The organism is Vibrio sp. 10N.247.311.51 (assembly GCF_041467855.1).
Classification (GTDB): domain Bacteria; phylum Pseudomonadota; class Gammaproteobacteria; order Enterobacterales; family Vibrionaceae; genus Vibrio; species Vibrio coralliirubri.
In genome coordinates, this window is sequence record NZ_JBFSVK010000017.1 from 91990 (window position 1) to 105683 (window position 13694).

The window sequence follows — 13694 nt, forward strand, 5'->3', positions numbered from 1 at the left end:
GTAAAGTGACGAAATTCAAAGAAAATTATTAAAAATCTCAGATAACCCAATGCTGATAGGATCAGCGAAGTAGGGGCAGGAAGCAAATGTTACCAAGACTTCAACTCAATGCTGATGTCGATCCAGTTGTCGTACGCTTTTTAGATGAACTAAAAACAGCGGGCTTTACTGGCGACATTGAATCTCAATATTCTAGCCGTTTGGCTGTGGCGACTGATAACAGTGTCTATCAGCAATTGCCGCAGGCGGTCATCCTTCCTAAAACAACGCAAGATGTTGTGCTTATCGGTAAAGTGGTTTCTAAATCCGCTTACGAACGCGTGACTTTTTCCCCTCGTGGCGGCGGTACCGGAACCAACGGACAATCTTTAACAAAAGGTGTCGTGGTTGACCTGTCGCGATACATGAATAAGGTTCTTGAGATTAACGAGAAAGAAGGCTGGGTAAGAGTTCAGTCTGGTGTCGTTAAAGATCAATTGAACGACGCTGTTCGCCCTTATGGTTACTTTTTCTCTCCAGACCTTTCTACCAGTAACCGAGCAACCTTGGGTGGTATGATAAATACCGATGCTTCGGGTCAAGGGTCATTGAAGTACGGTAAAACCTCAGACCATGTATTGTCGCTGCAAGCGGTGTTCGCAGATGGTTCATGTCTAGAATCTGATTTATCACACGGCTTACCTGTTGAGGGTGAATTGGCTCACCATGCACTTGCGGTGACTGAGGCGGTTTGTCGAGACAAGCGCGCTCAAATCTTAGATAAATTCCCTCCGCTGAATCGCTTCTTAACAGGCTACGACCTAAAGAATGCGATAAGCGAACAAGACGATAGCTTTGACCTGACTCGCGTTCTATGTGGCGCTGAAGGTTCGTTAGCATTCATCACGGAAGCAAAGTTAAACCTAACCAAGATTCCAAAAGCGCGCACACTGGTTAACGTGAAATACAACACGTTTGATTCTGCGTTGCGTAATGCGCCGTTCATGGTGGAAGCGAAAGCACTGTCTGTTGAAACGGTGGATTCAAGAGTACTGAACCTAGCGAAGCAAGACATTGTTTGGCACACCGTGAGTGACCTGCTGACTGATGTTCCGAACAAAGAGATGCTTGGCATCAACATGGTTGAGTTTGCAGGCCAAGATGAAGCAGAAGTTGAACAGCAAGTTCAAGCGCTGACTGCACGCCTTGAAACCATGGTTGAAAGCGAAGAAGCCGGGGTGATTGGTTTCCAAGTGTGTAGCGACTTGGCGAGCATTGGCCGAATCTACAATATGCGTAAGAAAGCGGTGGGTCTGTTAGGTGCGGCGAAAGGCCGAGCTAAGCCCGTCGCTTTTGCTGAAGATACTTGTGTACCACCAGAAAACCTCGCGGATTTCATCTCTGAATTTAGAGTGTTGCTCGATTCAAAAGAGTTGAACTACGGCATGTTTGGTCACGTGGATGCGGGCGTATTACACGTTCGTCCGGCATTGGATCTGTGTGACCCGATGCAAGAAGCATTGATGCATGAAGTCTCTGATGAAGTGGTTAAGCTGGTGGCGAAATACGGCGGCTTGATGTGGGGTGAACACGGTAAAGGCTTCCGTTCTGAGTATGGTCCTGACTTCTTTGGTGAAGAGCTGTTTACCGAATTAAGACGTGTTAAAGCAGCATTCGACCCGCACAACAAGATGAACCCAGGCAAAATCTGTACGCCTTTAGAAAGCGATGCTGAGTTGGTGAAAGTCACCGATACTAAGCGTGGTTTCTATGACCGTCAGATCGACGTACAAGTTCGTGATAGCTTCAAGCAAGCGATGGAATGTAATGGTAACGGCTTGTGTTTCAACTACGATACTAGCTCGCCAATGTGTCCTTCAATGAAAGTTACGGCTGACAGACGTCATTCACCAAAAGGCCGCGCAGGCTTGGTAAGAGAGTGGTTGCGTCAACTGACTGAACAAGGCGTTGATATTCTTGACCTTGAGCAAGAAGCGTTGAAAGACAATACACCCGTTAAGACTATGATTGAGCGTGTTCGTAACACGATGAACAAACGCCACGAATACGATTTCTCACATGAAGTTCATGAAGCGATGAACGGTTGTTTGGCGTGTAAAGCGTGTGCGAGTCAATGCCCGATCAAAGTCGATGTACCAAGTTTCCGCTCACGATTCTTAAACATCTATTACTCGCGTTACCAACGCCCAGCAAAAGACTATTTAGTCGCCAACATTGAAACCATGCTGCCGCTGATGGCGAAAGCGCCAAAAGTAGTGAACGCTGTATTAGGTCAAAAGTGGATCCAAACGGCGACAGCTAAAACGGTCGGTTATGTTGATGCACCGCTGATGTCGGTGCCTACGCTAAAAAATCGTCTAGCAAGTAAAGAGTTGCAATTCTTCGACTTACAGTATTTAGAAGGCTTGTCTTCTGAACAGAAGAAACAGCATGTGCTGATCGTTCAGGACCCGTTTACCAGCTTCTATGATGCAGAGGTGATTGAAGACTTCGTCACTCTGGCTCAAAAGCTGGGCAAAACACCGGTACTGCTGCCGTTCAAACCGAATGGTAAAGCGCTACACATCAAGGGTTTCTTAAATCGATTTGCACGTGAGGCGAAATCGACTTCGGATTTCTTGTCGATGGTGGCGGATATCGGTATTCCTTTGGTCGGTGTTGATCCTGCTCTTGTGCTTTGTTATCGCGATGAATACGTCGAGATCTTAGGTGACAAGCGCGGCGACTTTGATGTGCTTACCGTGCATGAATGGTTAATGCCATCACTAGGTGAGTTCGAAGCACGTTCAGCAAGTGAAGATATGTGGTACTTGTTTGCTCACTGTACTGAGAAAACCAAAATGCCGAACGCTGAAAAAGAGTGGGGCACTATCTTCAAACACTTTGGTGCGGCGTTAACCAGCGTTCCTGTCGGCTGTTGTGGTATGGCGGGTACTTTCGGCCACGAAGTCGATAAGCTGCAAATGTCGAAAGACATATACGGTTTAAGCTGGAAGCCTCAAATGCAGGACTTACCAAAAGATCGTTGTTTGGTGACGGGTTATTCTTGCCGCAGCCAAGTGAAGCGTTTTGAAGGTGAGAAGCTTGCTCACCCATTACAGGCGCTAGCAAAAATTCTCTAATACATTTAGCCCAGCAATTGCTGGGCTTTTTTCTAAACTAACAAAGGAATGTTAATAAGGAAAAGTATGAAATTTCTAGAATTAAAAGTACCACCAGTTGCACTGTTCATTATTGTATTCGTAGCATCATACTTCTGCGCTCAACAGTTGAGCCAAGGGACACTGGCATTGCCTTATGGAATGATTGTGTTAGGAATCGGAGTCACATTGAGTGGTGTGATCGGAATATCCGGCATATTGGAATTTCGAAAACAGAAAACCACCGTTAACCCGATCAAAGTAGAAACCGCTTCAGCCGTCGTGGACAGTGGAATTTTTGGCTACACGCGAAACCCAATGTACTTAGGGCTATTCATCCTACTGTTTTGCTTTGGCTACTTCTTCCAGAATATCTTCAGTGTACTACTTAGCTTTGGCTTCGTAATCTACATGAATTACTTCCAAATCAAACCCGAAGAGCGAGCACTAGAACAATTATTCGGTGCGGAATATGTTGATTACAAACAAAAGGTTAGGCGCTGGATTTAGTGATGATTTGAGAGCAGGCTTTAATGGCTTAATGGCTTAATGGCTTAATGGCTTAATGGCTTAATGGCTTAATGGCTTAGTAATCAAAATAAAAAAGCCCAGCTTGAGATTATCAAGCTGGGCTTTATTGATCTTGTTCTAGAGCTGATTAAGCAGCGGCTGCGAACTGAGCTAGAAACATCTCTTTGCGCTCGTTGAAGCGGTTTACTAGGTCGTCTACAGAAGCTTGGTCGTATGGCTTAAGGCCACTTGCTACCATGCGCTTCACGCCTTTACCTACTACTTCACCATCTTCTTTGAAATCGAAGTTCAGAGTCACGATGCCGCGCTTACCTTCAACATCAAAAGTCGCGCCAGAGAATTCAACTTCTGGGTGAGACAGGTCTAGGCGAGTAAATTCAACTTCCATGCTCTCGTAAATCACAAGAGGACGTTGGCAGTTGATCATCATCTGTTGTTCTTCCATAAGAGGAACCATGATGTGAGGGAAGTTCATGCCAGAGAACTTAACGTAGTTTGTTACTACGTGCTCGATGAACGCTTGGTCGTGGCTCTTTTCACCTTCACAAGACATGTGCAGGTACTCTTTGCCTTTCTCGTCAACCAGTGAGCTTTCTTTCTCACATTTGTTGTCAACGCTTAGCGCAATACCGTTACCCACCATACCTGAAAAATCAAAACGCATTTTTTGGCTGATGCCTTCTTTCTGCAGAAGAACTGCAAACAAAAGGTCGCCAGGCACGCAGAAGCGCTTGTTGTCTTCATCGTGAATTGGGTTGAAGTCAGCGGCTACTTTTTTAGCAAAGTGGCTAGCTTGTTCACGAGTGAATTGAAATTGATTGTCTTCAGTAGAAAAGTAAGGTGTCAGAAACATAGTATCGCTATTAGTCATCAAATCTGGGGTGGATTATAGCTAACTAACTTCGCTCTAATGGTCTATCCAGTTAACTTTGCTTATATATCAATCGATTAGATAAATATGTTGGATGGTATGTGACGATTTCAAGGGGAATATGGTCTTTGGCTCAATGCAACAAGGGCTAATCAATAGCCCTTGTTTATATAACACTCTAATGGGTGTTGTTCAGGTTGTTTCTGTCTTAAAAGCTACACAGAATACCTTCTGGTATTAGGTGATTGTGCACTGATAATTTGAGCAATAGGTTCGCTTGCTCGATATCTGGTGAGAAGTAACGGTCTTTGTCGTAGAAGCTCACTTTTTCACGCAGAATCTGTTTCGCTTCTTCTACTCGAGGTGAAGATAGGTTTGGCGCTCGGAAGTCCAAGCCTTGTGCTGCTGCTAAGTATTCAACGGCCAAGATGCCACGAGTGTTTTCTGCCATGTCACGCAGTCGACGACCCGCAAAGGTTGCCATAGATACATGATCTTCTTGGTTTGCCGATGTTGGAAGGCTGTCGACTGATGCTGGGTGTGCCAGTGTTTTGTTTTCGCTTGCTAAAGCAGCAGACGTTACTTGAGCAATCATAAAGCCTGAGTTCACGCCGCCATTATCGACTAAGAAAGGTGGCAGTTTGCTTAGCGCGCTATCAATCAGCAGTGCCATTCTTCGTTCAGAAAGGCTACCAATTTCTGCAATCGCAAGTGCTAGATTATCCGCTGCCATTGCCACAGGTTCTGCGTGGAAGTTACCACCTGAAATAATGTCGCCGTCTTCAGCAAATACCAGTGGGTTATCCGATACCGAGTTCGCTTCAACGTTTAACGTTTCTGCTGAATTACGAATTTGCTGTAAACAGGCACCCATCACTTGAGGCTGACAACGCAGCGAGTAAGGGTCTTGAACCTTTTCACAGCAAGTGTGTGATTCACCAATCTCACTCTTTTGATCAAGCATGTGACGGTAAGCAAGCGCGGCATCCATTTGGCCACGATGACCACGAACGCGGTGTATACGAGGGTCAAACGGACGACGACTACCCAGCGCTGCCTCAACAGACATCGCGCCACATACGGTTGCGGACGCAAACAAGTCTTCTGCTGCGAACAGACCTTCTAACGCGAATGCAGTCGATGCTTGTGTGCCGTTTAATAGTGCTAAGCCTTCTTTCGGCGCTAACGTGATTGGCTCCAAGCCTGCGATCTGCATTGCTTCTAAACCCGTGATGATCTTGCCGTTATGTCTTGCTTGGCCTTCACCTAGCAGAACGGTACTCATGTGGGCGAGGGGAGCAAGATCTCCAGATGCGCCTACTGATCCTTTTTGTGGGACACATGGGTAAACCTGTGCGTTCACAAGATCGATAAGAGCGTTAATCACTTTGAGGCGGATACCCGAGTAACCGCGAGACAAGCTGTTAATCTTCAATACCATCATCAAGCGCACGGTTTCATCAGACATAAATTTGCCAATGCCCGCTGCGTGAGAAAGTACGATACTTTTCTGTAGAACTTCGAGATCTTCAGGCGCAATCTTGGTATTTGCTAACAAGCCAAAACCCGTATTGATGCCATACACAGTACGATCTTCAGCAATCACCTGCTCGACAACCTGCATGCTCGCTTCAATATCAGGGATTGCAGCTGGATCCAGTGACAGGTTTACAGGGCTACGGCTGATTTTGCGCAGTTCAGATAGGCCTAGTAGTCCTGGCTTAAGTAATAAATTCAACATGTTCTCTCCAGACATTAAAGGCGACGAAGTTCTTCGTTTAGCATAGGTAAATCAAGTTTCTGCTCTTTAGCACACTGCTTAGCAATATCGTAACCCGCATCTGCATGACGCATAACGCCGGTTGCTGGGTCATTATGAAGTACGCGAGCAATACGCTGTGATGCATCTTCACTACCGTCACAACAAATCACCATGCCTGAGTGTTGCGAGAAGCCCATACCAACGCCACCACCGTGGTGCAGAGAAACCCAAGTTGCGCCGCCAGCTGTGTTCAGAAGGGCATTCAATAGAGGCCAATCTGATACTGCATCTGATCCATCCATCATGCCTTCTGTTTCGCGGTTCGGGCTTGCTACTGAGCCTGAATCTAGGTGGTCACGACCGATAACAACCGGTGCTTTCAGTTCGCCATTTTTGACCATTTCATTGAATGCTTGGCCTAAACGTTCACGATCTTTCAATCCAACCCAACAGATACGCGCTGGCAGGCCTTGGAACTGAATACGTTCACGCGCCATATCTAGCCAGTTGTGTAGATGTGGGTTGTCTGGAATCAGTTCTTTTACTTTTTGGTCTGTTTTGTAGATGTCTTCTGGGTCACCAGATAGGGCAGCCCAGCGGAACGGTCCGACGCCCTCGCAGAATAAAGGTCGAATATAAGCCGGAACGAAACCTGGGAAATCAAACGCGTTTTCTACGCCTTCTTCTAGTGCCATTTGGCGAATGTTATTACCGTAATCCACGGTCGCTGCGCCGCGGTATTGCAGGTCTAGCATCGCTTGTACTTGAATCGCCATAGATTGCTTAGCGGCTTTCACCACTTTTGCTTCATCAATGGTGCGCTCTTGTGCGGCTTTCTCCATCGTCCAACCTTGCGGCAAGTAGCCGTTTAGTGGATCGTGGGCAGATGTTTGGTCAGTCACCACATCTGGTGTGATATTGCGTTCAACTAACTCTGGGAATACGTCTGCGGCATTACCTAATAAACCAACTGATATAGGTGTATCTGACTCTTTAATCATTGCCATCGCTTCATCTAAGCTGGTGGCTTTTTTGTCTACATAGCCAGTACGCAAGCGGTAGTCGATTCGTGATTCATCACACTCCACAGCGATCATTGAGAAGCCAGCCATCGTTGCAGCAAGAGGTTGAGCGCCGCCCATGCCACCAAGACCGCCAGTTAGAACCCACTTGCCGTTCGCTTCACCTTGGAAGTGCTTCTTGGCAATCGCGACAAAGGTTTCGTAAGTACCTTGAACGATGCCTTGAGAGCCAATGTAGATCCAGCTGCCCGCGGTCATTTGGCCGTACATCATCAAGCCTTCTTTATCGAGCTCGTTGAAGTGTTCCCAGTTCGCCCAGTGTGGAACAAGGTTCGAGTTAGCGATCAGTACGCGAGGTGCGTTTTTATGAGTCGGGAACACGCCTACAGGTTTACCTGATTGAACAAGTAACGTTTGGTCGTCCTCTAAACGCTCCAATACTTCCACAATCTTGTCATAACATTTCCAATCACGCGCAGCGCGACCAATACCGCCATACACAACCAGTGCATGTGGGTGTTCTGCCACATCAGGGTCTAGGTTGTTCATCAGCATACGCAGTGGTGCTTCTGTTAACCAAGATTTAGCGCGCAAAGTAGTGCCATGAGGTGCGCGAATTTCGCGAGTCGTGTCGAGACGAGGGTCACTGTTGTGGTGTTCCGTCATTTTGGAATTCCTTCTGTTTCACGTTATATCGTTGTAGTTGTAGTTGTAGTTGTAGTTGTAGTTGTAGTTATCGGTATAGCTGGATTAGTCGCCTGCCATTGCACTGGCAATATCCCAACACAAACGAGCCGCCAATCGAGCCGTTTGGCCATCGATGTCGTAGTCTGGGTTGTATTCCGCAATGTCCGCGATAATGAGTTTTTCACGGTGTTTGAAAATCTGTTCTAGAAAAGGAGCGAGTGCTTCATAGCTCACGCCTCTTGCCGCTGGTGCACTGACGCCCGGCGCAGTAGCTGCGGGGAAAACATCGAGGTCGATAGTGAGATAGAGGTAATCACACTCAGCGATGAATTTTTGCAACTTAACCAGTTGAGCGACTTGGTTTATTTGGGTCATGTCGCGGTCGTGTTCATACCACACGCCCAGTTGGTCAGCTTTATTAAACAGCGCTTTGGTATTACTAGCCGCGCTAACGCCAAGACAAGCGTAATGAAACGGCCATTGATGTGTGTGGCAGTAATCACTTATCTGGTTAAAAGGCGTGCCTGAGCTCGGTTTAACATCGGCGATGTCGCTTTCAAATTCACGAAGATCAAAGTGAGCATCAAAGTTAACGATGCCGATCTTAGGATTGTGTTCTGATTGAATGTTATTTAGGTGCTCAGCGAGACCTTGAAAAGATGCCCAAGCCACTTCGTGACCACCGCCAAGGGTAATCACTTTGTTAGTTGATAGAGCATTGGCAATCACAGATGCACACTGTTTTTGGCTGACTTCTAATTGATCGTCATTGCATTCGATATCACCGAGATCGGCGATGCGTGCGTCACTGTGCCAAGCCATATTCGCCAGAGCTTGGCGTATCAAGTTAGGTGCTTGTTTCGCGCCTACGCGTCCTTTATTTCTTGCAACACCGGCATCGTTGGCAAAGCCAACCAAGGCGATAGCGCTGTCAGTCAGCTCGTCACTTAAGTCACTACTTTGTACTTGCTTGGTAATGTGATGAACGCGAGTACCGAGTGCGCCATCTTCAAGATCATTACGTCCGGTCCAAACAAAGTTATTTACGGTTTCTACGTTTTCTTGGATACCGTTGGATTTAGATTGAGTCATGACACACCTCGCCATTAACAATGCGTTTATGCAGATGAGGAACACCGACTTGATAGCTTAGATCGGCAGGGTGGTCGATATTCCAGATAGCTAGATCTGCGGCATAACCGATTTCGACTTTGCCTTTGGTTTGTAACTCACCAATGGCAGCTGCAGCGTTACAAGTTACACCACGCAATGCTTCTTCAGGTGTCGTGCCAAACAGGGTGCAGCTCATGTTCATCATCAGCGTTAAATCCGCAAAGGGTGAAGTGCCGGGGTTTAAGTCGGTCGCGATCGCCATTGGGATTTTGTGTTCACGAAGTAAAGCAACAGGTGGCTGTTGAGTCTCTTTCAAGAAGTAGAAAGCACCGGGTAATAAGGTGGCAACTGTGCCTGATTCTGCCAGTGCTTTTACTCCGGTTTCATCAAGGTATTCAACATGGTCGACAGAGAGTGCACCGTATTTAGCTGCGAGCGCACTGCCGCCCATATTTGAAAGTTGTTCAGTGTGGCCTTTAATCGCTAGCCCATGTGCTTTGGCTGCTGCAAATACACGTTCGGTTTGTTCTAGGTTGAAGCCGATAGATTCACAGAACACGTCAACGGCATCGGCGAGCCCTTGCTCCGCAGCTTTAGGAATGATCTCTTGGCAAACCAGATCTATGTAACGATTTGGTTGTTCTTTATATTCAGGTGGCACAGCATGCGCTGCAAGGAGAGTAGTGGTGATTTTAATGCGGCGATGATTCTCTAACGCTTTGGCTGCACGCAGCATCTTGAGCTCATCTTCAAGTGTTAAACCATAGCCAGATTTTACTTCGATGCTGGTTACGCCACTTCTTAGTAGGCCATCAAGTCTAGGTAGTGCCATTTCAACCAGCTCAGACTCTTTCGCTGCGCGGGTCGCGGTTACTGTCGCTAAAATACCACCGCCTTGCTTGGCGATGTCGGTGTAAGAGACACCATTCAAACGCTGCTCAAACTCGTTGGCGCGATTACCTGCAAATACGAGATGTGTGTGGCAATCAATCAGCCCCGGGGTAACAAGTTTGTTCTTGCAATCATAGGTAATGTAATCCGCAGAGCTATCAGTGCTCGGTAGTTCTACCTCAGAAGTATGTACTTCGTGGTTTGAACAAGAGATAGACACGATCTTACCGTCTTCGATAACGATATCTTGAGGGGAAGAGGGCTGATAACCGTCGGCTCCCAAGCTCATGGAGACCACTCGTGCGTTTTTGAGGATCAAATTCATAATCACCTAGATCTTTGCTAAACATTAAATGTATATACAAATAAATAGGCTAAACGCTGACCCGAATCAAGTTGATGTTGCAAAAATGTGATCGGCGATCAGGATGATGTTCTTTAATCTAGAAGTATCTTGGAGCTTAATTTGTACTTAGAGCCAGGATGGTAGAGCAATGCAAAGCTGATGAGACGTTCTTTGCTCCATGTTCTTCTATTCAAAAGTAGGCAAGGTTCTGATTCAGAAAGTTTTAGTGACGTTCTGATTTGAGAGTCAGGAATAATGGCTTCAACCGTATGCTCGATAGCACTTAACGGGCAGCTTTTTGAAAGGTATTCGTTAGGTGTAGAGGTTGAAAAGTCTTGCTCTAAGTATTTTGGCGCGGCTTGAGAATTCACCCAGCGCGCTTCCAATTGTATCGGCGTGTTGTCGGCAAAGTGTATGATTTCACTATAGAAGACCTCTGCGTTAATCATCACACCTAACCGTGTAGCCGTGCTTTCATCAGCCTTGATACTATCGTGCTTGATAACTTGGCTAGTATACGTTTGGCCGCGGTCTTTGATCTCTTGCGCGATGTTGTTGATATCAAGCAGCGGAGATTGCGCTTTTTCGTCGGGTTCACAAACAAAAGTGCCAAGCCTTGGCTTCCTGATGAGCTTGCCTTCAGACACAAGATCGCGAATGGCTTTATTGACCGTCATTCTACTCACATTGAACTGCTCTGTGAGTTCGAGTTCGGTGGTGATTTGATAACCCACCGGCCAGTGACCATTGGTAATTTTGTCGTCTATGAACTGTTTTATCTGAAGGTAGAGCGGCGCTTTCGACATAATGAAACCTTATTTGACTATACAAATAGAGTAACGGATTTTTTAACGATTTCAACATTTCCTCGGGCAATGTGACCTTATTCAACATAGATGGGGCAAATTGCTTGATTCTGTGAGGCAAGTGTCGCAAATTGTCACGCAATAACTAGTAGGGCATGTTGATCTTTCGAGCTGGTTTTTGCAGCGAGTTGCTGGGTATTTATACAAGTCAGAGGCTTTGATGTGTAGCTAGCCTACATGAGAAGCCGATAACGCAGTAGAAATGACCAGCAAACGCTGCCCGAAGGGTTCGGCTAAAAGCGTTTTACTCTTTGTTGAGGGAGATTTGCTTAGAATGACTAGGCTACTTCTCCCTCGCCGCGATTAAAACGCTTTTATCTCGAACAAAACTCAACCACGAAAGGTCAACACGCCCTAGCTAATCAGATAATTAGAAAGGGAAATAATATGTTTAAGAAATTAAAGGCCTCTTTGGGCATTGGTGCAGCAAAGGTTGATACCGTCTTAGATAATATTGAAGTTTTCCAAGGTGGAGAGTTGTCTGGCAATGTTCACATTGTTGGTGGTGACGTTGAGCAACAAATCGACCTGATTAATTTGGTTCTCAACACAGAAGTAAAAGTCGAAACGGAAGACAGCACCAGCTACGAAACTTTTTCACTGGGTCGTATTCAAGCCGTAGAGCCTTTCGTGATCCAACCGGGTGAAACCAAATTGGTGCCATTCCGTCTTAAGTTAAATGATGAAACGCCAGTTACCGCGTTGAACGCACAAATGAACCAATCCCATGTGTGGGTTGAAACTAACCTAGATATCGGCTTCGCGATTGATCCTAAAGACCGTGACTTTATCTCCGTTCATCCACTGCCAACAGTCGCTAAAATTATCCAAGGTGTGGAAGCATCGGGTATGGCAATGGTGAAAGCGGACGTAGAGAAGGGGTTCTTAAAAGGCAACAGCTTTGCTTCTCGCTCCGGTTGTTATCAAGAGATTGAATTTCGCAGCGGAGGTTTTATGAATAATAAAGAGATCGAGCTGTCATTCATCGTCGATGGCTCTATGGTTCACTGCCTAGCAGAAATCGACCGCTCAATGAGCTTCCGTGGCGACCAATACATCTCATTCAGCTTGCCAGCTAACGCGGCCGACTCAGACATTCGCAACGCTGTATCAAGAATCATGAGTGCGTAGTTATCTATCTGTTAGCAGTCGCTCTGTCTATTAATAAAGACAGTACGATTTCTAAAGCCGAACTTAACCGTTCGGCTTTTTTGATTCTACTATCTATCCCGTTCTGAAATGGGTTTACCACTGGTGCCGATAGGCCAATTGAAAGGCAACATCGGTAGAGTTATCCATATTGAAGATGTTCTCGATTATGGATATCTCAACTGCCGAGCGTTGCATGAGATAACGATAGCCAAACATCATTTCATTCGCGGCTTCTGAAAACTCAGTGTCACCATCTTCTGCGCCTTCATACCAACGGTATTCAAGGTGCAATTCATGGTTTTCAAATAGCGTGAGTTGATAGCCGCCCATCCATGACCATGTTGTCTTCTTATGCGAAAAGCTATTCTCCACTTCTCTACTGGACTGATTCGCTAACCCTAAGCTTGTATAGAAGGTATTGATGTCGAGTTGGTATGCATAGTTGAGTTGAGCGCTTTGTTCGGTGCTGTTTCCCTTAAATGCACCGTGGCTGACGTTGTTATGATAGAGGGAGACGCCAAAAGATAAGCCGTGGTTTTCTATATCTATGATTTGATATTGGGTGTAGAGCGTGAAAGCGCTAGTCAATGTGTCGCCGGAGAAGTCTCGATTATTGACGCCATGGTCTGGTGCATAGATGTCGAATTGGTGTCTGTCTTTCTGAACTCGACCTGCTTGGTCGATGCTAAATAGGTCGTGAAAGTTAATGGTGATTTTGTCGAGATGATTATTGGCGGCGTATAACCAGCGGTAATTGAGCTCTACTTGCCATGCTGTGGTCAATTGCCATCGTAGGCCTGTTTGAAGTTGGTTTTGATAATAGTCTAAGTGATAGTCGTGAGAGTGGGCCCAGATACTCGCGGCAGTTAAGGCTGTAAATACTTCAACCTTATTCTCTTCAAGAGGGAAGCCTGAACGGAGCGACGGGGTGAGGCGAACCGACTGCAGTGGTGCTTGGGTATAACTGATGAAGGGGCCGTAATCTTTGTTGGCCCATGCGTTTGGCGCAGAAAACATGGCGGCTATTATTAGCGGTAAAGGTCGTATGAGCGATATACACGTAGCCCGTCTTTCCATATGCACCTCATCTGCACTCCGTTGCTTCTATATAGCTTAGTTCTAAATAACTCGTTTGTAAGAGGTAAGTTGGATGAGTTAACTCGGAACAGGTAGGGTGCAGTTGTTTAGTCGGTGTAGCTTGGTAATCAAGAGGATTAGAAGAGTAGGTAAGTCACCACAGCATGGTTAACCTTACCAAACGAAGCCGTTGGAGAGCTTGCGGGTTCGCTCTGTCATTGTCATTTCATATAATT

Annotated in this window: 10 protein-coding genes; 3 read left to right on the forward strand and 7 right to left on the reverse strand. The window is 46.2% G+C overall.

Going from position 1 to position 13694, the window contains the following annotated elements:
• Positions 1 to 86 precede the first annotated feature (86 nt).
• Together AB6E85_RS15945 and AB6E85_RS15950 are read left to right on the forward strand one after the other, a co-directional pair.
• Complete coding sequence (locus AB6E85_RS15945) at positions 87 to 3122, forward strand: FAD-binding and (Fe-S)-binding domain-containing protein (protein ID WP_372143199.1); 3036 nt, start codon at positions 87 to 89, stop codon at positions 3120 to 3122.
• A gap of 66 nt (positions 3123 to 3188) precedes the next feature.
• Positions 3189 to 3650, forward strand: a complete 462-nt coding sequence (locus AB6E85_RS15950; protein ID WP_017066183.1) for an isoprenylcysteine carboxylmethyltransferase family protein — start codon at positions 3189 to 3191, stop codon at positions 3648 to 3650.
• A gap of 148 nt (positions 3651 to 3798) precedes the next feature.
• Here the strand turns inward: AB6E85_RS15950 and AB6E85_RS15955 are convergent, their stop codons facing one another.
• The 6 genes from AB6E85_RS15955 to hutC all read right to left on the reverse strand — a co-directional run bounded on the left by AB6E85_RS15955 (position 3799) and on the right by hutC (position 11169).
• Complete coding sequence (locus AB6E85_RS15955; protein ID WP_010438254.1) at positions 3799 to 4524, reverse strand: DUF3581 domain-containing protein; 726 nt, start codon at positions 4522 to 4524, stop codon at positions 3799 to 3801.
• Between the two features lie 226 nt (positions 4525 to 4750).
• Complete coding sequence (gene hutH / locus AB6E85_RS15960) at positions 4751 to 6283, reverse strand: histidine ammonia-lyase (RefSeq protein WP_372143200.1); 1533 nt, start codon at positions 6281 to 6283, stop codon at positions 4751 to 4753.
• Positions 6284 to 6297: 14 nt separating this feature from the next.
• Entirely contained in the window at positions 6298 to 7992 is a 1695-nt protein-coding gene (gene hutU / locus AB6E85_RS15965) for a urocanate hydratase (RefSeq protein WP_210454678.1), read from the reverse strand.
• A gap of 84 nt (positions 7993 to 8076) precedes the next feature.
• Positions 8077 to 9105, reverse strand: coding sequence for a formimidoylglutamase (gene hutG, locus AB6E85_RS15970; RefSeq protein WP_372143201.1), 1029 nt, complete (start codon positions 9103 to 9105; stop codon positions 8077 to 8079).
• Positions 9092 to 10342 (reverse strand): imidazolonepropionase, encoded by a 1251-nt coding sequence (gene hutI / locus AB6E85_RS15975; RefSeq protein WP_372143202.1) that lies wholly within the window; start codon positions 10340 to 10342, stop codon positions 9092 to 9094. Before hutI ends, hutG begins: the two co-directional genes overlap by 14 nt.
• 113 nt (positions 10343 to 10455) lie before the next feature.
• Entirely contained in the window at positions 10456 to 11169 is a 714-nt protein-coding gene (gene hutC / locus AB6E85_RS15980; protein WP_017070233.1) for a histidine utilization repressor, read from the reverse strand.
• A 447-nt stretch (positions 11170 to 11616) separates the two neighbouring features.
• On the opposite strand from hutC, the gene AB6E85_RS15985 reads away from it, so the two are divergent.
• Entirely contained in the window at positions 11617 to 12360 is a 744-nt protein-coding gene (locus AB6E85_RS15985) for a sporulation protein (protein WP_372143203.1), read from the forward strand.
• A gap of 114 nt (positions 12361 to 12474) precedes the next feature.
• Here the strand turns inward: AB6E85_RS15985 and AB6E85_RS15990 are convergent, their stop codons facing one another.
• A complete protein-coding gene (locus AB6E85_RS15990) occupies positions 12475 to 13458 on the reverse strand; it encodes a DUF3187 family protein (RefSeq protein ID WP_372143204.1) in 984 nt (327 codons plus the stop codon).
• Positions 13459 to 13694: the final 236 nt, after the last annotated feature.